We start from the raw sequence: 17,749 nt of genomic DNA, 5'->3' as shown, positions 1-17,749 counted from the left end.
GAGCGGACAGGGTTTTCATGCGCTTGTGGTGGTGACGAGCTCTCGGAAATGGCGAGACATGCGCTCGGCGTCTGGGGTGATACCGGTGATCAGGGCGAACGCTTCGGCGGCCTGGTGCACGGCCATGTGGCCGCCGTCGAGGGTGCGACAGCCCGCAGACCGCGCCGCCTGCAGCAGTGCGGTGTCCAGCGGGCGGTAGACGATATCGGCCACCCACAGACCGGGATGGAGTAGCTCGGCATCGAAGGGAAGTCCGGGATGGTCGGCCATTCCGGTGGGCGTTGCGTGCACCACACCGTCGCTGGCGGGTAGCAGCACCGACAGCTTGTCGAAAGATGAGGACTCGACGCGGGTCAACGGATGGCGGGTGGCCAGGTCGCGGGCCAATGCGGTGGCGCGTTCGACGTCGAGGTCGACGACGGTCAGGTGTTCGGTTCCGAGCCGCAACATGGCGTCACCGACTGCGGTTCCTGCGCCACCGGCACCGATCAGCACGATATTGGCGGTGGCAGCATTCGGTAGGCCGTCGGCGAATCCGATGGCGAAGCCGGTGGTGTCGGTGTTGTGCCCGATAGCGCGGGTGCCCTCGAAGATGACGGTGTTGACCGCGCCCAGTGCGGCCGCGGTTGCGCTGATCTCGTCGAGGTGGGGGATGACGAGTTGCTTGCAGGGGTGGGTGATGTTCAGCGCGTCGTACCCCAGCGCACGCGCCCAGTCGATGATCTCGCCGATCTGCTCGGGCGCTGCGCCGATGTTGCCGAGATCGATGATCCGGTAGAGGTAGTCCAGGCCCTGGGCCCTGCCCTCGGCCATATGCAGCACCGGGGTGAGTGACGGGCCAACCCCGCTGCCGATCAGGCCGACGAGATAGGGGGTGGTCGGGCTGTGGGCCATGCGCTCTGCTCTCCGTAATGTACGAACTAGTACGTTAAGAAAAGTAGAGCACTGTGTCCCCGGTCGCGTCAAGGGGGAAGTGTGAGCCGGGTCTCTATTGGCCCGTCAGCGACGTGTGCGTTAGGTGCTGGCCGTGAGCCAGCCGACCACCACGTCGCCGATCATTCGACGCAGGTGGGCGCGACGGGCCGTCTCGGTGAAATCGACGCCGAACAGGAAGCCGAACGTGTACCGGTTGGCCACCTGGAAAACGCAGTATGCGCTGATCACGATGTGTACATCCAGGGCGTCGACGTCACTGCGGAACTTCCCTTCGGCGCGGCCCGCCTGCAGAATCTCGTCGAGCACCGACGTCGCCGGCGTGGAAATCTCCCGCAGCGACTGCAATCGGCTGATGTACTCGCCGCGGTGGATGTTCTCGATCGAGACCAGCCTGATGAACGCATCGTGGGCGATGTGATGATCGAACGTCAGCTCGGCCAGCCTGCGGATCGCCACCACCGGATCGACATGATCCACGCGTAGCTTCTGTTCGGCTTCGCGGATACCGCGGTAGGCGTCCTCCAGTACTGCCAGGTAGAGCTGCTCTTTACCGCCGAAGTAGTAGTAGATCATCCGCTTGGTGGTGCGGGTGCGCTCGGCGATCTCGTCGACGCGGGCACCCGAATAGCCCGATTCGGCGAATACCTCGGTGGCAACGGCCAATAGTTCGGCGCGCGTGCGCTCGGCGTCGCGCAGCAGCTCCGGTTTCGGCTTGGCTGGCACGTCGGGCAGCTTACTGGGCACTGGGCGCCAATATCCGCGATGGGCTTTCCAATGTATTAACCGTTTAGTACATTGAGATGTGATTGGAGGCACACCATGAAGGCCGCACCATGAAAACGTCGATCGCCACCGTCTCGTTGTCCGGCTCGCTCGTCGAGAAGCTGCATGCCTGCGCGGCCGCTGGTTTCGACGGCGTCGAGATCTTCGAACCCGACCTGATCGCCAGTGACCACTCGCCGGCTGAGATCAGGGCCCTGGCGCACCGCCTCGGCCTTTCCCTGGACCTGTATCAGCCGCTGCGCGACCTTGAGGGTGTGGACGAAGCCACCTTCGGCGAGAACCTGCGCCGGGCGGGGGCCACCTTCGCCACCGCTGCGCGTCTCGGTATCGACACCGTCCTGGTGTGCAGCAATGTCGCGACCGCGACCATCGACTCCGACGAGGTCTCCGCCGATCAACTGCGGCGTATCGGCGACGTGGCGCAGACCTTCGGCATCCGCATCGCCTTCGAGGCGCTCGCCTGGGGCCGCTACGTCGATGATTACCGTCGCGCCTGGCGGATCGTGGAACTCGCCGATCACCCGGCGGTCGGTGTCTGCCTGGACAGTTTTCATGTGCTCTCGCGCGGGCACGACCCGGCGGCGATCGAACAGATCCCCGGGGCGAAGATCTTCTACCTGCAGTTGGCGGATGCGCCAGCGCTGAGCATGGATGTGTTGTCGTGGAGTCGCCACCACAGGTTGTTCCCCGGTGAAGGCACCTTCGATCTCGCCGCCTTCGTCGGTCACGTGCTGGCCGCCGGGTATGACGGCCCGCTATCGCTGGAGGTTTTCAACGACACCTTCCGCCAGACCGATCCCGGTCACACCGCCGTGCATGCGCTGCGTTCGCTGCTGTGGCTCCAGGACAAGCTCGGCTTGGTACCCATCTCAGATGCCAAGCCGCCCAGCGGGTTTGATTTCGTCGAAGTCAAGGCCGAGGACACCAGCGAGATCGAGGTACTGCTTGGCCAGCTCGGATTCACCTCGCGCGGGCGGCATCGCACCAAAGCAGTCGCCCTGTGGGCGGCGGGTGGCGCACGGGTGGTGCTCAACGAACAGCAGGCCCGCGATCAGGTCCCGCACGTCGCCGCCGTCGGACTGCAGGTGCCCGACGCCGACGCCACCTCACGGCGGTCCGCTGATCTGATGGCGCCGGTCGCCTTCCGGCGCACCTACGCTGCCGAGCAGCCGTTCGGCGCCGCGACGGCACCCGATGGCACGGAGTTCTTCTGGGTCACCGAGGCGTCCGGCGGGGCTCCCGCCTGGGTGGGTGAATTCGAAGGTGGCGCACCCGAGACGACACCGAGTTCGGTCCTGGCCATCGATCATGTGAACCTGACCCAACCATGGCAGACCGCCCAGGATGCGGTGCTGTTCCTGACGAGCATCTTCGGACTTGATGCCGATGCACCCACTGAGGTGCCCGGGCCCACCGGGTTGGTGCGCAGCCAAGTGCTGCGGACCGCCGACGGCGCCATCCGGATACCGCTGAATGTCGCTCCGCACGTCATGGATGAGACGAGCCTGCCGCAACATGTCGCGTTCGGCTGTGCCGATGTGATCGGGTTGGCCAGGACCGCGGCCGCTGCCGGGTTGTCATTTCTGGCCGTCCCCGATAACTACTACGACTATCTGCTCGGCCGGTTCGGGCTCGACGAGGCGGTGGTCGCCGAGCTGCGTGAGCTCAACCTGCTCTATGACCGCAGCGCTGATGGGTACTTCGTGCACTTTTACACCCGCACGGTCGGCACGGTGTTCTTCGAGTTCGTCCAACGGTTCGGCCAGTACGACGGGTACGGCGTCGACAATGCACCGGTGCGCCTGGCTGCGCAGCGGGGTGGCGTCGGTACCGTACGGAGGTGACCGAACGACGCCTGCTTCTCGTCAACGGACCGAACCTGAACCTGCTCGGTACGCGGCAACCCGAAATTTACGGTGCCACCACGTTGGCGCAGATCGAGGAGCAGGTCGCCGCGGTGGCTGCTGGGCTCGGTTTCACCGTCCGTGCGGTGCAGAGCAATCACGAAGGCGTGCTGATCGATGCGATCCACGCCGCCAGGGCCGACTGCGCAGGCATCATCATCAACCCCGGTGCCTACAGCCACACCTCGGTGGCGATCGCCGATGGGCTGACCGCCGTCGAATTACCGGTCGCCGAGGTGCATTTGAGCAACATCCACCGTCGGGAGCCGTTCCGCCACCATTCGTATGTATCGGCGGTGGCCGAAATGGTCATCGCAGGCGCGGGCCCGCTGGGGTACGAGATGGCGGTGCGCTACCTGGCGGGCAGGCTGGCATGACACCACCGGTCGTGCGCTGGGCCGGCTATCTGGTGGCCACCGAAGGTGCACTCGCGGTGGTGGCGGCCGTCGTGTTGGTGGTCCGGGCGCTCGCCGGCACCGATCAACATGTGGTGAGCGGTTATGGCACCGCCGCCTGGTTCGTCATCGTCGGTGGTGGTGTGCTGGCCGCCGGGTGGGCGCTGGTCACCGGGCGACGGTGGGGACGCGGCCTGGCCGTATTCGCCAATCTGCTGTTGCTGGGCGTGGCCTATTACGTCTACGGCTCGCATCAGGCGGTCTACGCGGTGCTGCTCACCGCGGCGGCCCTGCTGGCGCTCGGTCTGCTGTTCAGCCCGGCGGCGGTGCGCTGGATGACCTCGGGCCGCGACGGCGCGCCGTCGCAGGATTGACCCGTCAGGGCCTACGGGTTCAGTGCGAGCGATGTCAGTTCCTCGCCTGAGACCCGGTAGGTCGTCCACTCCGTCTGCGGTTTGCCGCCGACGTCGTCATAGAGCGCGATGGCATTGACATTCCAGTTCAGTACCGCCCATGACAGCCGGGTGTAGTCGTGTTCGACGCACTCCTTGGCCAGCGCTGAGAGCAGGATGCGGGCCAGCCCGCGGCGCCGAAACGCCGGGCGGACATAGAGATCCTCCAGGTAGATACCCGCCACCCCGTCCCAGGTGGAGAAGTTCAGGAACCACAGTGCCATCGCCGCAACCTCGCCATCCACTTCGACGAGATGGGCGTACGCGGTCGGGTGGTCGCCGAAAAGTGCGGTGTGGATTTGCTTTTCGGTGACGACGCACTCTTGCGCGGCATGCTCGAACTCGGCCAGTTCGTAGATCATCGCGGTGATGTGCACTTCGTCGCCGGGCACCGCCCTCCGGATACGTTCAGGCATAAGTTCGGTCATGTATTCGCCCCCAGTCCGGTCATGATGGTGGTCAATTTTGTTGTGGTCTCGTCGACTTCGTCGTCGGGGTCGGATTCGGCGACGATCCCGCCGCCGGAATGGGCCAGTGCCGTGCGACGGTCGGCGGAGAGCAGCGCGCAGCGGATCGACACCACGAAGCGCCCGTCACCGTGGGTGTCGCACCAGCCGACAGCACCCGCATAGAACCCTCGGTCGCCCTCCAATTCGGCGATCAGCGCTGCTGCGGCCGCGGTGGGGACGCCGCCGACGGCCGGGGTCGGGTGTAGGGCCATCGCGAGATCGATTGCGGTGGTTGACGATGTGCGCAGCCGAGCGCTGATCGAGGTGCTCAGATGCCACAGCGCATCGGTGGCGTGCAGCTGCGGGGCGGCGTCGATCTGAACGTCGACACACAGTGGGGCCAGGGCTTCGCGCATGGTGTCGATGACGAGTTGATGTTCGTGGCGGTTCTTCCCGGATGCGGCCAGTGCCGCGCCGTTGGCCGCGTCGGTGTCCGGATCGGCCGAGCGCCGCGCCGACCCGGCGAAGGGGCGGCAGGTCACTTGGTCGCCGACGCGGGCCACCAGCAGTTCGGGACTCGCACCCACCAGCACGGTGCCGGGGTAGGGGCCGCCGGCAGGGGAAAGATCGACCAGATAGGCGTTGGCCGATGGGTCGGCGGCGACCAGGCGCGCCACGATCGTCCGGGCATCCCATGGGCGGTCGGCGACCATGCGCAGGGCCCGGGCCAGTACCACCTTGTGGAGCGCGGCTCCTGGTGCCCGCAGCTCCGCTACCGCTTTGGCCACCCTGGCCCGGTGTTCCTGCGGTGTGGGCAGCGTCGCGTCGATCCGCACCGACGGCATCGGTGCGCTCGGCCAGTCGGGTAACGCCTCGGTGGTCACCACCGACTCCGGGGTGTGCAGTGCAGCCGGGGCGTCTGCGTCGAAAGGCAACGCGCCCAACACTATTGGGACTTCTCCGCGGTTCAGCGCCGAGCTGGCCGCGGCGACCGAGGAAAAGGGCGTCCGGATACCGTCGGCGATCAGCGTGCCAGTCGGGCCGGACAGCACAAAGGTGGGTTCGGCCCTCACGCCGGCAGACATGGGTTGGCGTGGCCGGTCAGGCCGAGTGCCGTGATCTGGCGGGCGCCGTGCTCGAATCCGCAGATTGCGATCGACGCCGCGGCCATCGAGAACCGGATGCCCTCGTAGAGCGGTTGCTCGATCCACCTCGTGATCACCGAGCGGGAGAAGTGGCCGTGCCCGACGAACAACACGTCGCGGGACGTCATGTGGTCCAATGCCATTGCGATGGCCTGGTCCGCGCGCTGGCTGACCTGCGCAACGGTTTCGCCACCGGGGCAGCCGTGGGTCCACACCAACCAGTCCGGCACTGCCTTGCGGATGTCGTTGGTCGTCGTGCCCTCGTAGTCGCCGTAATCCCATTCGGCCAGAAGGGGAGAGACCTCGTCGACAGTGAGGCCGGCCAGTTCGGCGGTGACCAGCGCACGGTGTCGAGGACTGCTGATCACCAACGGATCGCGCAGCTGCAGGTTCGCCAGAGCCTCGGCGGCCAGCTTGGCCTGCTGGCGGCCATCATCGGTCAGCTCGAGTTCGGTGGTGCTGGTGTGCTTACCCGACTTAGACCATTCGGTTTCACCGTGCCGCAGTAGGAACAACCGATGCTTGTCGACGCTCACGTTCACCGATTGTGCCCCAACCCCGCACGCTGCGTCACGTTACCGTTAGCCGATGACCGTGCCAGGATGGAAACCGTGACGGGGAGACATGTATTGGCGGTGGCCAACCAGAAGGGTGGGGTGGCCAAGACCACGACGGTGGCATCGCTGGGGGCGGCGATGGTCGAGCAGGGCCGCAAAGTTCTGCTGGTCGATCTGGACCCGCAGGGTTGTTTGACGTTCTCCCTGGGCCAGGACCCCGACAAGCTGCCGGTATCGGTGCATGAGGTGCTGCTCGGCGACGTCGAACCGAGTGCCGCGATCGTGGAGACCTCCGAGGGGATGTCGCTGCTGCCCGCCAATATCGACCTGGCGGGGGCCGAGGCGATGCTGCTGATGCGGGCGGGCCGGGAGTACGCGCTCAAGCGGGCGCTGGCCAAACTCGACGGTTATGACGTCATCATCATCGACTGTCCGCCATCGCTGGGGGTTCTCACGCTCAACGGGTTGACCGCCGCCGACGATGTCATCGTGCCGCTGCAGTGCGAGACGTTGGCGCATCGCGGTGTCGGGCAGTTCCTGCGCACGGTCACCGACGTCCAACAGATCACCAACGCCGACTTGAAGCTGCTTGGCGCGCTCCCGACGCTCTACGATTCGCGGACCACCCACAGCCGCGACGTGCTCCTCGACGTCGCCGACCGCTACGACCTGCCGGTGCTGGCCCCGCCGATTCCCCGCACCGTCCGGTTCGCCGAGGCCAGTGCGTCTGGGGCATCGGTGCTCGCCGGACGCAAGAACAAGGGTGCGCTCGCCTATCAGGAGCTGGCGGCCGGATTGTTGAAGCACTGGAAGACCGGCAAGAAACTGGCCACCTTCACCCCCGAGGTCTGAGCTCAGCCCAACGCCACCACGGTGCGACCGCGCTGTTCGAGCACCGTCGGACCGGATACCGAAGGCACGATCGCGGTATCGGCGGGCGGACGCTGCACGGGGATGACACGTTCGCGCACGCCGGTGGCCGGGTCGTAGACGCCGATCCCGTTGGTGATCGGGATCAGCAGTTTCTTGGCCATCATCGTCGCGGGCCCGAGTGGAACCACAGGGCCGTCGGCCGCGACGGTGTAGCGATACTCGAGGTTGGCGGCGTCGAAGACCAGCACGCTGTCACCGGTCCACCAGGTGAAGTACTCGCCGGCGCGCGACACGGTGCCGGCCGGACTGGCCGACGACGGCGGCTCGGGTAGGGGAGTGCTGGAGATTTCGGTGCCGGTGGCGTCGACAACCGAGACCCGCGGTGTAGGTGCGGTCAGATACACCGCTGTCGTGGTGTCCGAGACGGCCAACACCCGAGGACCGGATGAGGCGGTAACACCAACCTGCGGAACATCTTTGAGCTTGGGCTGGTCGTCCTGATCGGCGGGCTGCAGCAGCGTCAGCCGCACATCGTCCTCACCGGCACACGATTGCAGCACCGACACCGCCGAGGTGCTGGCGGCCGCGGACAGCATGTCGCACCCTTTTCCCAACCCGGTCTGGACGGGAAGAACGCGGGCGTCGACCTCGCCGTACCCGAGGACGCGGACCATATCGGAACGCCACAGTTCAAGGCGGGTCGGACCTGCGGCGAGCACCGTGACCCCGTCCGAGGACAGCTCGACGTGGTCATCGGCGTACCCCGACCGGGTGGGCCCGCGGGTGCCGTCGGTCGCGTCGATGGTGCTGACCTGGCCGCAGCCGCGGCTGTCGGGATAGACCGCCACCGCGTAGAAGTACAGCCAGGACACGCCACACAGTTCGCGGTCCCGGGCGAAGGTCCACCGCGTCGCGCCGGTGGTGGGATCGAGGCCGGCCACCGTCCTGCCGTCGCCGGTGACCACCACGCCGCCCGCCACCACCGGGGTGGTGGTGTAGGGGCTGGGGGCGGTCCAGAGCTGTTTGAGCGTGGCAGGGACCGCGGTGGCGGCGGCCGCACTGGTACTGGATTCCGCGGCGGGCCGACTGATGGTTGCCCTGGCATCACTGGTCCACCAGATAACCCCTGCTGCGACCGCGATGATGACGACGATGGCCAGGGCGGCGACGATATCGGCCCTGGTCCGGCGCTCAGGCCTGACCATGGTGTGCTGGCCGGTTAGCCAGCGTTCACGGGCGCGCCGGGGGCGGCATCCGCGGCTTTACGGGGACGACGGCGACGGCGACGCCGGGCGGCGGTGTCGCCCGAACCTTCTTGGCTGTTCGCGCTGTCGGCACCATCGGTGCCCTCCGCGGGGCCCGTGGGTGTAGTCGAGTCGGCGGCGCCTTCGACGTGCCCGGTGGTCGTCTTGCCGCCGCCGCGGGTGCGCTGCCGGTCCCGGCTGCGGGTCCTCGTACGGGGCTTGTCGTCATCGCCGGAGGTCCGGCCGGCGGAGCGTTCCGGTCGCTTGGTGGCCTGTTTCTTCTGGCCGCCGACAGTGCCGGTGATATCGGTCGGGATGTGCAGTTCCTCGTAGAGGTGCGGCGAGCTGGAGTAGGTCTCCGCCGGATCGGGGCAATCCAGGGCAAGCGCTTTGTCGATGGCAGTCCACTTGGCCATCTCGTCCCAGTCGACCAGGGTGACGGCGATACCCGTCTTGCCGGCGCGGCCGGTGCGACCGATCCGGTGGACGTAGGCCTGCTCGTCGTCAGGGCACTGGTAGTTGATGACGTGGGTGATGTCGTCGATATCGATACCGCGGGCGGCCACATCGGTGGCGACCAGCACGTCGATCTCGCCGGTGCGGAAGGATTTGAGTGCCTTTTCGCGGGCACCCTGGCCGAGGTCGCCGTGGACCGCGCCGACCTTGAAACCGCGCTCGGCGAGCTCGTCGGACACCTTCTGTGCGGTGCGCTTGGTGCGGGTGAAGACCATCGTCGCGCCGCGGCCGTCGGCCTGCAGGATGCGGCTGACCATCTCGACCTTGTCCATGGCGTGCGCGCGGTAGGCGAACTGCTCGGTGGTGTCGTGGGTCTGCGACGACTGGGGAGCCTCGGCGCGGATGTGCGTGGGCTGGTTCATGAAGGTGCGGGCCAGGGTGATGATCGGGTCGGGCATCGTCGCCGAGAACAGCATGGCCTGGCGGGTGTCCGGGGTGAGCCGCAGGATGCGCTCGATATCGGGCAGGAAGCCGAGGTCCAGCATCTCGTCGGCCTCGTCGAGCACCAGTACCGAGAGGCCGCCGAGCTGCAGGTGTCCCTGATTGGCCAGGTCGAGCAGGCGGCCCGGGGTACCGACGACGACGTCGGCGCCCTTCTGTAGCGACTCGATCTGCGCTTCGTAGGGCCGGCCGCCGTAGATCGCCACGACGGACAGCGCGCGGTCGCCCACGCGGAGGTATTTCCCGGCGCCCGAGAGGTCGCTGTGTACCTGCAGGCAGAGCTCGCGGGTCGGGACGACGATCAGCGCGCGGGGGGCGCCGGTCAGCGGTCGCTCGGTGTCGGTGGTGATGCTGTTCAGCAGCGGTACACCGAAGGCCAGCGTCTTGCCCATGCCGGTCCGGGCCTGACCGATCAGGTCGTCGCCGGCCAGCGCCATCGGCATCGTCAGTTCTTGGATGGCAAAGGGGTGTTCTTTGCCCTCTTCGGCCAGTGCGCGGACAATCTCCTCGCGAACGCCAAGGGTGGCAAAGCTGTGTTTGAGTACGGTCATGCGGTGGGGTCAAGCCTTTCGGTCTCGGTCCGAGTCATTTCTGGTCGGGTTGTCGTCGCGTCTCTCACGCGCGCACCAGTTCTGACAGGAACGAGACTCGCAGTGCCGGGTTGAGGCCACAGCGATGACACCGATTCAATGGGCCCACGCCTGGGGTTCAAGCGGGAAAACAGGCGGACCAACTGCGTGCACGCACACTTCTTGGGAACGGCTGAAAAACAAAAAATGCCACTTCCCGCCACCATCTTAGCTGGTCGCGTTTATCTGGCCGGTCCCGCCATGCTCGGCCCCGTCAGGCTCGCGCGGGGAGCACTACAGTGGGCCCATGAGTGCGACGCAGCCTGTGGCCGGCCCGTCCTCCTCGGAGTCGACCGTTCCCGCCGACCATCCGGGTGTCGACGAATTGTTCGCCCTCCTCGCCTATGGCGAGGTCGCCGCGTTCTACCGGCTCACCGAAGAAGCGCGGATGGCGCCGAACCTGGCCGGCCGGATCAACATGGCCAGCATGGCGGCCGCCGAGATGCAGCATTACGAAATGTTGCGAGATGCGTTGGCGCGCAGGGGAGTTGACATTGTCCCCGCGATGTCCGGGTATGCCTCGACGCTGGAGGATTACCACCGGCTGACCACGCCGAGCACCTGGCTGGAAGCCCTGGTGAAGGCTTTCGTCGGCGACGCGCTGGCGGCCGATTTCTACATGGTGATCGCCGATATCCTGCCCGACGACGTCGCGGGCGTCGTGCGTGCGGTGTTGTCCGAGACCGGGCATTCGCAGTTCGTCGTCGCCGAAGTCCGGGCGGCGATCGCCGCCAGCGATATGCAACGCAGCCGACTGGCGCTGTGGTCGCGCCGCCTGCTCGGTGAGGCCATCACCCAGGCCCAGTACGTCCTGGCCGAACACGACGAACTCGTCGATCTGGTGCTCTCCGGTGCCGGCGGGTTGGGGCAGATGTCGGAATTCTTCGACCGACTGCAGCGCACACACGCCGAGCGGATGCAGCAGCTCGGCTTGGCCTGACCCCCTCGGTCCGTCTAGGGCGTGCAGGTCGCGATCATCGAGTTGTTGGTCTGCACGCTCAATGTCGCGCCGGACGCGTCGGTGATGGCGCAGTTCAGGTGCCCCAGCAGGCTGGTCGCGGTCAGTGATTTGGTCTCCACGCCCGGATCGAGCACGACCGTCTTGGTCCACGGCAGCGCCACGTTGAAGTCGGTTTGGAGAAAGCCCTGCTCATTGGTGTAGATGATGGTGATCAGGTCCAGCAGCTGGCGGGTGCCCGTCACGGTGTAGGTGATCGTGTTCGGCGCGGGCACGGCTGCCACCGGCGGATCCGGTACCGGCGGAACGGTCTCCGGCGCGGGCGTGGTGATCGTGACGACGGTCTCGGGCGGCAACGTAGCGGTGGGGGACTCGGTCGGGGGCACGGTGGCGATCACGGTCCGTGGGCTGGTGGACGGTGTGAGCTCCTGCCAGCCTGGTTGGGGCTGAACCGAAGACTTCGTCGACGAGTCGCTGCCGTACATCAGCACCGCCGTGGCGGCCACGGCCACCAGCAGCACCACCGTCGCGCCGATGGCCACCCACCGCCACTTGGTGTCGTGCTGGTCGTAGGACTCGTAGGCGTCGTAATCCTCGTAGTCCTCAACGGGGTAATTGAGGTCTTCCTCGGGGTAATAGCCGTGGTAGTCGGTGACCCCGGTGGACGACCCGCTGTGGCGCCGGTGGGTGGCATCTCGGGGGTCACTGCGGTAGCCGCTATCGCCAGACCCCGCCGCGGACCCTTTCAGGGTGCCTGGGCCGCTCCAATAGGGCTTGCTCATCGCGTCATCACCCAGACCATTTCTTCACTCTGGCCACTTCTGTCACTTGTTGAACACGATCGTATCGGGCCTGCGGCACCCCAGGCGCAGTGAGCGCGCGTGTCGGCGCCACCGCGCAGCGAAATCGGGCCGATATCGCGGCTGGTCGACCCGTTGATTCGCTGACCGCGAACGCCTGCTGCGAACCGAGGGTGCCCGCGTCCACTAGCCTGCTTGCAGTAACGCTCACGAATGGAAAGGGTCACGCGTGGAGGTCAAGATCGGTATCACGGATAGTCCGCGCGAACTGTTTTTCAACAGCACGCAGACACCCGATGAGCTGGAGAAGGTGGTGACCGCCGGCCTGGCCAAGGGATCAGAGGTACTGAGCCTCACCGACGACAAGGGTCGCCGGTTCCTGGTGCAGGCAGCCAAAGTCTCCTATGTGGAGATCGGTGCTGCGGACGGCCGCCGCGTCGGCTTCGGTGTCGGGAGCGGCCCGGTGACCGCGCCCGTTACGAGCGAGTAAGGGGCACGTGGGACAGGCCGCCCCAAATGAACTGCACCGTGCCCTCCACGGCGTCGTCCTTGGTGATCGGCCGCTCATTGTCCAACCAGTAGCGCGCCGAGTCGACGCTGATGCTGACCAGACCGACCGCGATCATCCGTGCGCGGTGCGGGTCCAGCCCCGAGTCGTGGCTGATCAGGTCGAACACCGCATCGGTGCACGATTCGGTGGCCACTTTCACCTGCAGTGACACCTGAGGCTCGGTGACGTAGTCGTTTTCGAAGATCAGCCGATAGCCCTGGCCGTCCTGCTCGACGAAATCGAAAAACGCATGCACCGCCGCGCGTACCCGCTGCCGGTTATCGGTGGTGGTGCGCAGTGCCTGACGAACGCCGGAGACAAGGTTCTCCACGTGCCGCGCCAGCACGGCCAGGTACAACTCCAGCTTGCTGACGAAGTGTTGGTACAGCACGGGTTTGCTGACCCCGGCGCGGTCGGCGATCTCGTCCATTCCCGCAGCGTGATATCCGCGGTCGACGAAAACGTCGCTGGCAGCTTCGAGCAGTTGGCCGCGCCGCTCATCGCGGGGGAGCCGGTTGCCGCGCCTGCCTGCTCCAGCTCCTCGCCGTCCGGCCGCATTGGCGAGATCGCTCATCTAGTCCTCTATCTGCATTGGTCTGAGTCGGCCAGGTGCGTTCTCATGCAGCCGCTCATCGGATCGACCCTACTACTGGAATGTGCAAGAGCACCGATAGGCAGGTCGTGTGCCATGGCCGGGCGCGCCGAGAAGTGCCTGGGCAGTGGACTGTGCCATTCTTGATCGGTGACCTACGACCCGGGGCGCCGCGGGGGGAGCCGCGCACCGGTGCTGCGCAACGAGTGGCGGGAGCCGCTGCGCGCACAACGTGATCCGCTGGCCAGTGACTCTGGTCGCGTCAGGTCCAACCGCGATGAACACCAACGCTGGCGCAAGCAGACCTGGCTCGGCCGCTTTGTCTCCACCTACGGCTGGCGCGCGTATGCGATACCGATTCTTATGGTCGTGACCGGCATGGTGATCTATCAGACGGTGACCGGGACGTCGGTGCCGCCGCCCGCCGCCGCCTACGCGGTGCACGGGCCGCCGACCATCGGCGTGCAGGGCACCAAAATCATCGGGGCCCCACCGCGCGGCCTGACCCAGTTCGACGCCAACCTGCCCACCGGGATCCTGCCCGACGGTGGTCCGTTCACCGAGGCGGGTGCCAAGACCTGGCATATCGTGCCCGGCGTCGAGCCGCAGGCCGGTCAGGGCACCGCGAAGGTGTTCACCTACACCGTCGAGGTCGAGGACGGCCTGGACACCACATCGTTCGGTGGCGACGACGGTTTCGCCCAGATGGTCAGCCGCACCTTGAGCAATCCCAAGAGCTGGACGCATGACCCGCAGTTCGCGTTCACCCGAATCGACAGTGGTGAACCGGATTTCCGCGTGTCGCTGACGTCCCCGATGACGGTCCGCGAGGGTTGCGGTTACGACATCCCCCTCGAATCATCTTGCTATAACCCGGTTTACAGTCCGGCTGACGGTAGTACCGCGCAGCCGCGGGTGTTCATCAACGAGGCGCGGTGGGTGCGTGGTGCCCTGCCGTTCCAGGGCGACGTGGGCTCGTACCGTCAGTATCTGATCAACCACGAGGTCGGCCACGCGATCGGCTACGAGCACCACGAACCGTGTGACGCCAACGGCGCCCTCGCGCCGGTGATGATGCAGCAGACGTTCTCCACCTCCGATGATGACGCCTCCAAATTCGACCCCGAATGGGTCAAGGCCGACGGTAAGACGTGCCGGTTCAACCCCTGGCCGTATCCGATCGCATGACGACCGATCTCGCCGAGGAACGAGGAGGGTGAGGAGTCAGGCAGTTGGGCAGCGCCTGACTCTTGTGGGAAGTCAACTCAAGGAGACGCCGGTGTCTGCGCCGAGGGAAAAGTTGCCGCCACTGGTCGCACCAGCTACAGAACTGACCCGCGACGAAGTTGCGCGCTACAGCAGGCATCTGATCATCCCCGACCTGGGTGTGGACGGGCAGAAACGTCTGAAGAACGCGAAGGTGCTGGTGATCGGCGCCGGCGGGCTCGGTTCGCCGACGCTGCTGTACTTGGCCGCTGCGGGCGTCGGGACCATCGGCATCGTCGAGTTCGACGTGGTCGACGAGTCCAATCTGCAACGCCAGATCATCCACGGCCAGTCCGATATCGGCAGGCCGAAGGCGCAGAGCGCGCGCGATTCGATATTGGAGCTCAATTCGCTGGTCAACGTGGTGCTGCACGAGCTACGGCTGGAACCCGATAACGCCGTGGCACTGTTCGCCCAGTACGACCTGATCATCGACGGCACCGATAACTTCGCCACCCGATATCTGGTCAATGACGCTGCGGTGCTGGCGGGCAAGCCCTACGTCTGGGGCTCCATCTACCGCTTCCAGGGTCAGGTGTCGGTGTTCTGGGAGGACGCGCCCGACGGCTCGGCCGGCGACAAGCGCGGCCTGAACTACCGCGACCTCTATCCCGAGCCGCCGCCACCGGGAATGGTGCCGTCGTGCGCCGAGGGTGGCGTGCTGGGCATCCTGTGCGCGTCCATCGCGTCGGTGATGGGTACCGAGGCGATCAAGCTGATCACCGGTATCGGGGACACCCTGCTCGGGCGTCTGATGATCTACGACGCGCTGGAGATGACCTACCGGACCATCACGATTCGCAAGGATCCGACCACCCCGACGATCACCGGCCTGATCGACTACGAAGCGTTCTGCGGTGTCGTCTCCGATGACGCCGTCGCGGCGGCAGCCGATTCGACCATCACCCCGCGGCAGCTGCGCGAGCTGCTGGATTCCGGGAAGAAAATCGCGCTCATCGATGTGCGGGAGCCCGTCGAATGGGAGATCAACCACATCGATGGGGCACAGCTGATCCCCAAGTCCAGCCTGGAGTCGGGAAGCGGTCTGTCGAAGTTGCCGCAGGACCGGGTGCAGGTGCTGTACTGCAAGACCGGTGTCCGGTCTGCGGAGGCGTTGGCAGCGGTCAAGAAGGCCGGCTTCGCCGACGCGGTGCATCTGCAGGGCGGAATCACGGCATGGGCCAAGCAGTACGAGCCCGACATGGTGATGTACTGAGCGAATTGTCGCCGAGGTAAAAGTCTGCGCGCCGATTGCGCGACACAGCTGGTCAGCGCCACGAATCAGGCCGCCCGCACCTATAGGCTGACGGGGTGAGTGCCGAGCGACCGCCTGACCATGTACTGGCGGCGTTTGGGATCAACGGAACCGAGCCGGTCGCCCTAGGGGCAGGCTGGGAGGGTGGCTGGCGCTGCGGCGAAGTGGTTCTGTCGATGGTCGCCGACCATGCCCGCGCGGCCTGGTCGGCGAAAGTCAGAGAAACACTGTTCGTCGACGGTGTCCGGCTGGCCCGCCCGGTGCGCTCGACCGACGGTCGGTATGTGGTGGCGGGGTGGCGCGGCGACACGTTCGTCGCAGGCACCCCCGAGCCCAGGCACGACGAGGTGGTCTCGTCGGCCGTTCGCCTGCATGAGGCCACCGCCAAGCTGGAGCGTCCCCGGTTCCTGACGCAGCCGCCGGTGGCTCCCTGGGCGGACGTGGATGTCTTCATCGCCGCGGACCGCGCGGCCTGGGAGGAGCGTCCGCTGCACTCGCTGCCTGCGGGTGCGCGCGTCTCGCCGGGTTCTACCGATGGTCAGCGTTCGGTGGACCTGATCAACCAGCTGGCCACGTTGCGCAAGCCGACGAAGAGCCCGAATCAGCTGGTACACGGCGATCTTTACGGCACAGTGCTTTTCGCGGGTACCGCCGCCCCAGGCATCACCGATATCACTCCGTACTGGCGGCCTGCGGCCTGGGCGGCAGGCGTGGTGGTCGTCGACTCGCTGGCCTGGGGTGAGGCCGACGACGGCCTGATCGAGCGGTGGACGCCACTGCCCGAATGGCCGCAGATGTTGTTGCGCGCCTTGATGTTCCGCCTTGCCGTGCATGCGTTGCATCCGCGCGCGACGGCATCGGCGTTTCCGGGACTGGCGCGCACCGCGGCCCTGGTACGCCTGGCTCTCTAGTCGAACTGATGCCGGACCTCACGCAGCGGTACCCGGCCGTCGTCGGCGAGCACACCTTCGGTGCGCAGTAATTCGAGCTGGCGGCTGACCAGGTGGGCGGCGGGCCGTCCCGATGCGGTGATCACCCGGTGCCACGGCAGGTCCGACGAATCGGTCCGCATGATCCAGCCCACGATGCGGGGGCTGGAAAGCCCTGCGGCGGAAGCGATATCACCATAGGTGGCGACTCGACCCGACGGGATCGAGGCCACCAGGGCCCGGACGCGTTCCACCTGATCGTCGGTGATGGGGGCCATCGCTACCGGCTCAGCTGCTCGCGGATGAGCGCTGCGGTCTCCGCTGGCCTGGCCTCGGCCACCATGTGATCGCAGTCCATGTCCAGCAGCGAGAAGTCGTCGCCGAGACGCTCGCGAAGGGCAGTTGTCAGCGCCTCGGAGACATATGGTGGTGACGTCCGGGTCGCACGTACCAAAGTGGTCGGAATCCCCTTGGGGGGCAGGACGATATCGCGAGCCAGCTGGCTCCAGTACGACATCATCGCCGGAATGCTGATCCGCCAGCCGACCCGGCCGTTGGGCAGCGTGATCAGATGCTCGTCGAGGTCGGCTTCCAGCAGCGCCTCGTCCACCTCGCCCCAGGATCCGGAGGCCTTCTCGCTGCGGGCTTCGGCACGGTCGGTGTAATCGGGGGAGGCGAACATCTCCTCGGCAATATCGGCCATCCACCCGCCGTCGAGTCCGACCGCGGGATCCAGCAGCACCAGCGCGGCCACCAGGTCGGGCCGGCTGGCCGCCAGCTGAAGCGCGACGGCACCACCGAACGAATGTGCCACCACCACTGCAGGTTCAGTGGCCGCCGCGGTGTCATCGAGAACTTTGGCCAGTGCTGCGGCATTGGCATCGATCGTCCACGGCGCCGACCACGGCGACCGACCGTGGCCCAACAGGTCGGGAGCGGCGATGGCGATATCGGACAGGTGCGCGTCCGCCAGGCTCTGCCACCGCCGGCCGTGGCCGGTCAACCCGTGGATGGCCAGGACGCGGGTCGGCCCCTGCGGGCCGTAGCGGTACACGTTGAGGTTCGCGGTCACACG

At 66.5% G+C, this 17,749-nt stretch carries 20 protein-coding genes; 9 read left to right on the top strand and 11 right to left on the bottom strand.

Features of this window, described 5'->3' with window-relative positions; genetic code table 11:
• Positions 1 to 15 precede the first annotated feature (15 nt).
• Both ADBZ9O_RS25550 and ADBZ9O_RS25545 read right to left on the bottom strand, forming a co-directional pair.
• Complete coding sequence (locus ADBZ9O_RS25550) at positions 16 to 894, bottom strand: shikimate dehydrogenase family protein (RefSeq protein ID WP_526525861.1); 879 nt, start codon at positions 892 to 894, stop codon at positions 16 to 18.
• Positions 895 to 1,014: 120 nt separating this feature from the next.
• The gene (locus tag ADBZ9O_RS25545; RefSeq protein ID WP_526525859.1) at positions 1,015 to 1,659 is read right to left on the bottom strand and encodes a TetR/AcrR family transcriptional regulator; all 645 of its coding nucleotides are present in this window, start codon (positions 1,657 to 1,659) and stop codon (positions 1,015 to 1,017) included.
• A gap of 110 nt (positions 1,660 to 1,769) precedes the next feature.
• Here ADBZ9O_RS25545 and ADBZ9O_RS25540 point away from each other — a divergent pair, with 110 nt between their 5' ends.
• The 3 genes from ADBZ9O_RS25540 to ADBZ9O_RS25530 are packed head-to-tail and all read left to right on the top strand — an operon-like array spanning position 1,770 to position 4,392.
• Positions 1,770 to 3,563: a bifunctional sugar phosphate isomerase/epimerase/4-hydroxyphenylpyruvate dioxygenase family protein gene (locus ADBZ9O_RS25540; RefSeq protein WP_526525858.1), complete on the top strand. Its 1,794-nt coding sequence runs from the start codon at positions 1,770 to 1,772 to the stop codon at positions 3,561 to 3,563.
• Positions 3,560 to 4,000, top strand: coding sequence for a type II 3-dehydroquinate dehydratase (aroQ, locus tag ADBZ9O_RS25535; protein ID WP_526525856.1), 441 nt, complete (start codon positions 3,560 to 3,562; stop codon positions 3,998 to 4,000). Before ADBZ9O_RS25540 ends, aroQ begins: the two co-directional genes overlap by 4 nt.
• Positions 3,997 to 4,392 (top strand): hypothetical protein, encoded by a 396-nt coding sequence (locus ADBZ9O_RS25530; RefSeq protein WP_526525855.1) that lies wholly within the window; start codon positions 3,997 to 3,999, stop codon positions 4,390 to 4,392. The genes aroQ and ADBZ9O_RS25530 overlap by 4 nt, the downstream gene beginning before the upstream one ends.
• Before the next feature lie 11 nt (positions 4,393 to 4,403).
• On the opposite strand, the gene ADBZ9O_RS25525 is transcribed toward ADBZ9O_RS25530, so the two are convergent.
• From ADBZ9O_RS25525 to ADBZ9O_RS25515, 3 genes are read right to left on the bottom strand one after another with little or no spacing between them, the layout of a single operon-like run.
• The gene (locus ADBZ9O_RS25525) at positions 4,404 to 4,886 is read right to left on the bottom strand and encodes a GNAT family N-acetyltransferase (RefSeq protein ID WP_526533494.1); all 483 of its coding nucleotides are present in this window, start codon (positions 4,884 to 4,886) and stop codon (positions 4,404 to 4,406) included.
• A gap of 8 nt (positions 4,887 to 4,894) precedes the next feature.
• The gene (locus tag ADBZ9O_RS25520) at positions 4,895 to 5,992 is read right to left on the bottom strand and encodes an isochorismate synthase (protein ID WP_526525853.1); all 1,098 of its coding nucleotides are present in this window, start codon (positions 5,990 to 5,992) and stop codon (positions 4,895 to 4,897) included.
• The gene (locus tag ADBZ9O_RS25515; protein ID WP_526525851.1) at positions 5,989 to 6,600 is read right to left on the bottom strand and encodes an acid phosphatase; all 612 of its coding nucleotides are present in this window, start codon (positions 6,598 to 6,600) and stop codon (positions 5,989 to 5,991) included. Before ADBZ9O_RS25515 ends, ADBZ9O_RS25520 begins: the two co-directional genes overlap by 4 nt.
• Before the next feature lie 75 nt (positions 6,601 to 6,675).
• Between ADBZ9O_RS25515 and ADBZ9O_RS25510 the strand changes: the two genes are divergently transcribed.
• A complete protein-coding gene (locus ADBZ9O_RS25510; RefSeq protein ID WP_526525850.1) occupies positions 6,676 to 7,473 on the top strand; it encodes a ParA family protein in 798 nt (265 codons plus the stop codon).
• Between the two features lie 2 nt (positions 7,474 to 7,475).
• On the opposite strand, the gene ADBZ9O_RS25505 is transcribed toward ADBZ9O_RS25510, so the two are convergent.
• Together ADBZ9O_RS25505 and ADBZ9O_RS25500 are read right to left on the bottom strand one after the other, a co-directional pair.
• Positions 7,476 to 8,699 (bottom strand): Rv3212 family protein, encoded by a 1,224-nt coding sequence (locus ADBZ9O_RS25505; protein ID WP_526525849.1) that lies wholly within the window; start codon positions 8,697 to 8,699, stop codon positions 7,476 to 7,478.
• 14 nt (positions 8,700 to 8,713) lie between these two features.
• Complete coding sequence (locus ADBZ9O_RS25500; protein ID WP_526525848.1) at positions 8,714 to 10,246, bottom strand: DEAD/DEAH box helicase; 1,533 nt, start codon at positions 10,244 to 10,246, stop codon at positions 8,714 to 8,716.
• A 325-nt stretch (positions 10,247 to 10,571) separates the two neighbouring features.
• Between ADBZ9O_RS25500 and ADBZ9O_RS25495 the strand changes: the two genes are divergently transcribed.
• Positions 10,572 to 11,264, top strand: coding sequence for a ferritin-like fold-containing protein (locus ADBZ9O_RS25495; RefSeq protein ID WP_526525846.1), 693 nt, complete (start codon positions 10,572 to 10,574; stop codon positions 11,262 to 11,264).
• A gap of 14 nt (positions 11,265 to 11,278) precedes the next feature.
• On the opposite strand, the gene ADBZ9O_RS25490 is transcribed toward ADBZ9O_RS25495, so the two are convergent.
• Positions 11,279 to 12,064, bottom strand: coding sequence for a hypothetical protein (locus ADBZ9O_RS25490; RefSeq protein WP_526525844.1), 786 nt, complete (start codon positions 12,062 to 12,064; stop codon positions 11,279 to 11,281).
• A 247-nt stretch (positions 12,065 to 12,311) separates the two neighbouring features.
• Here ADBZ9O_RS25490 and ADBZ9O_RS25485 point away from each other — a divergent pair, with 247 nt between their 5' ends.
• Positions 12,312 to 12,572, top strand: coding sequence for a DUF3107 family protein (locus ADBZ9O_RS25485; RefSeq protein ID WP_526525842.1), 261 nt, complete (start codon positions 12,312 to 12,314; stop codon positions 12,570 to 12,572).
• Here the strand turns inward: ADBZ9O_RS25485 and fasR are convergent.
• Positions 12,559 to 13,206, bottom strand: coding sequence for an HTH-type transcriptional activator FasR (gene fasR / locus ADBZ9O_RS25480; RefSeq protein ID WP_526525840.1), 648 nt, complete (start codon positions 13,204 to 13,206; stop codon positions 12,559 to 12,561). The genes ADBZ9O_RS25485 and fasR overlap by 14 nt on opposite strands.
• A gap of 168 nt (positions 13,207 to 13,374) precedes the next feature.
• Between fasR and ADBZ9O_RS25475 the strand changes: the two genes are divergently transcribed.
• The 3 genes from ADBZ9O_RS25475 (at position 13,375) to ADBZ9O_RS25465 (ending at position 16,656) form a co-directional block, all read left to right on the top strand.
• Positions 13,375 to 14,412, top strand: a complete 1,038-nt coding sequence (locus ADBZ9O_RS25475; protein WP_526525839.1) for a DUF3152 domain-containing protein — start codon at positions 13,375 to 13,377, stop codon at positions 14,410 to 14,412.
• A 112-nt stretch (positions 14,413 to 14,524) separates the two neighbouring features.
• On the top strand, positions 14,525 to 15,706 hold the full coding sequence (gene moeZ / locus ADBZ9O_RS25470) for an adenylyltransferase/sulfurtransferase MoeZ (RefSeq protein ID WP_526533492.1): 1,182 nt from the start codon (positions 14,525 to 14,527) through the stop codon (positions 15,704 to 15,706).
• A 95-nt stretch (positions 15,707 to 15,801) separates the two neighbouring features.
• Positions 15,802 to 16,656: a TIGR02569 family protein gene (locus ADBZ9O_RS25465; RefSeq protein ID WP_526525838.1), complete on the top strand. Its 855-nt coding sequence runs from the start codon at positions 15,802 to 15,804 to the stop codon at positions 16,654 to 16,656.
• On the opposite strand, the gene ADBZ9O_RS25460 is transcribed toward ADBZ9O_RS25465, so the two are convergent.
• Positions 16,653 to 16,952 (bottom strand): MGMT family protein, encoded by a 300-nt coding sequence (locus ADBZ9O_RS25460; RefSeq protein WP_526525837.1) that lies wholly within the window; start codon positions 16,950 to 16,952, stop codon positions 16,653 to 16,655. The two genes, ADBZ9O_RS25465 and ADBZ9O_RS25460, sit on opposite strands and share 4 nt — an antisense overlap.
• A gap of 2 nt (positions 16,953 to 16,954) precedes the next feature.
• The gene (locus ADBZ9O_RS25455) at positions 16,955 to 17,746 is read right to left on the bottom strand and encodes an alpha/beta fold hydrolase (protein WP_526525836.1); all 792 of its coding nucleotides are present in this window, start codon (positions 17,744 to 17,746) and stop codon (positions 16,955 to 16,957) included.
• Between the last annotated feature and the right edge of the window lie 3 nt (positions 17,747 to 17,749).

It is taken from the genome of Mycobacterium sp. (genome assembly GCF_965229105.1).
In the GTDB taxonomy this organism is placed as follows: Bacteria; Actinomycetota; Actinomycetes; order Mycobacteriales; family Mycobacteriaceae; genus Mycobacterium.
This window is presented reverse-complemented; position numbering and strand designations above follow the sequence as displayed.

Excerpts from the sequence above, each read along its gene's own strand:
- ADBZ9O_RS25550 (WP_526525861.1), bottom strand. The coding sequence starts at position 894 with ATGGCCCACAGCCCGACCACCCCCTATCTCGTCGGCCTGATCGGCAGC.
- ADBZ9O_RS25540 (WP_526525858.1), top strand. The coding sequence starts at position 1,770 with ATGAAAACGTCGATCGCCACCGTCTCGTTGTCCGGCTCGCTCGTCGAG.
- ADBZ9O_RS25530 (WP_526525855.1), top strand. The coding sequence starts at position 3,997 with ATGACACCACCGGTCGTGCGCTGGGCCGGCTATCTGGTGGCCACCGAA.
- ADBZ9O_RS25525 (WP_526533494.1), bottom strand. The coding sequence starts at position 4,886 with ATGCCTGAACGTATCCGGAGGGCGGTGCCCGGCGACGAAGTGCACATC.
- ADBZ9O_RS25505 (WP_526525849.1), bottom strand. The coding sequence starts at position 8,699 with ATGGTCAGGCCTGAGCGCCGGACCAGGGCCGATATCGTCGCCGCCCTG.
- ADBZ9O_RS25500 (WP_526525848.1), bottom strand. The coding sequence starts at position 10,246 with ATGACCGTACTCAAACACAGCTTTGCCACCCTTGGCGTTCGCGAGGAG.
- ADBZ9O_RS25495 (WP_526525846.1), top strand. The coding sequence starts at position 10,572 with ATGAGTGCGACGCAGCCTGTGGCCGGCCCGTCCTCCTCGGAGTCGACC.
- ADBZ9O_RS25490 (WP_526525844.1), bottom strand. The coding sequence starts at position 12,064 with ATGAGCAAGCCCTATTGGAGCGGCCCAGGCACCCTGAAAGGGTCCGCG.
- fasR (WP_526525840.1), bottom strand. The coding sequence starts at position 13,206 with ATGAGCGATCTCGCCAATGCGGCCGGACGGCGAGGAGCTGGAGCAGGC.
- ADBZ9O_RS25460 (WP_526525837.1), bottom strand. The coding sequence starts at position 16,952 with ATGGCCCCCATCACCGACGATCAGGTGGAACGCGTCCGGGCCCTGGTG.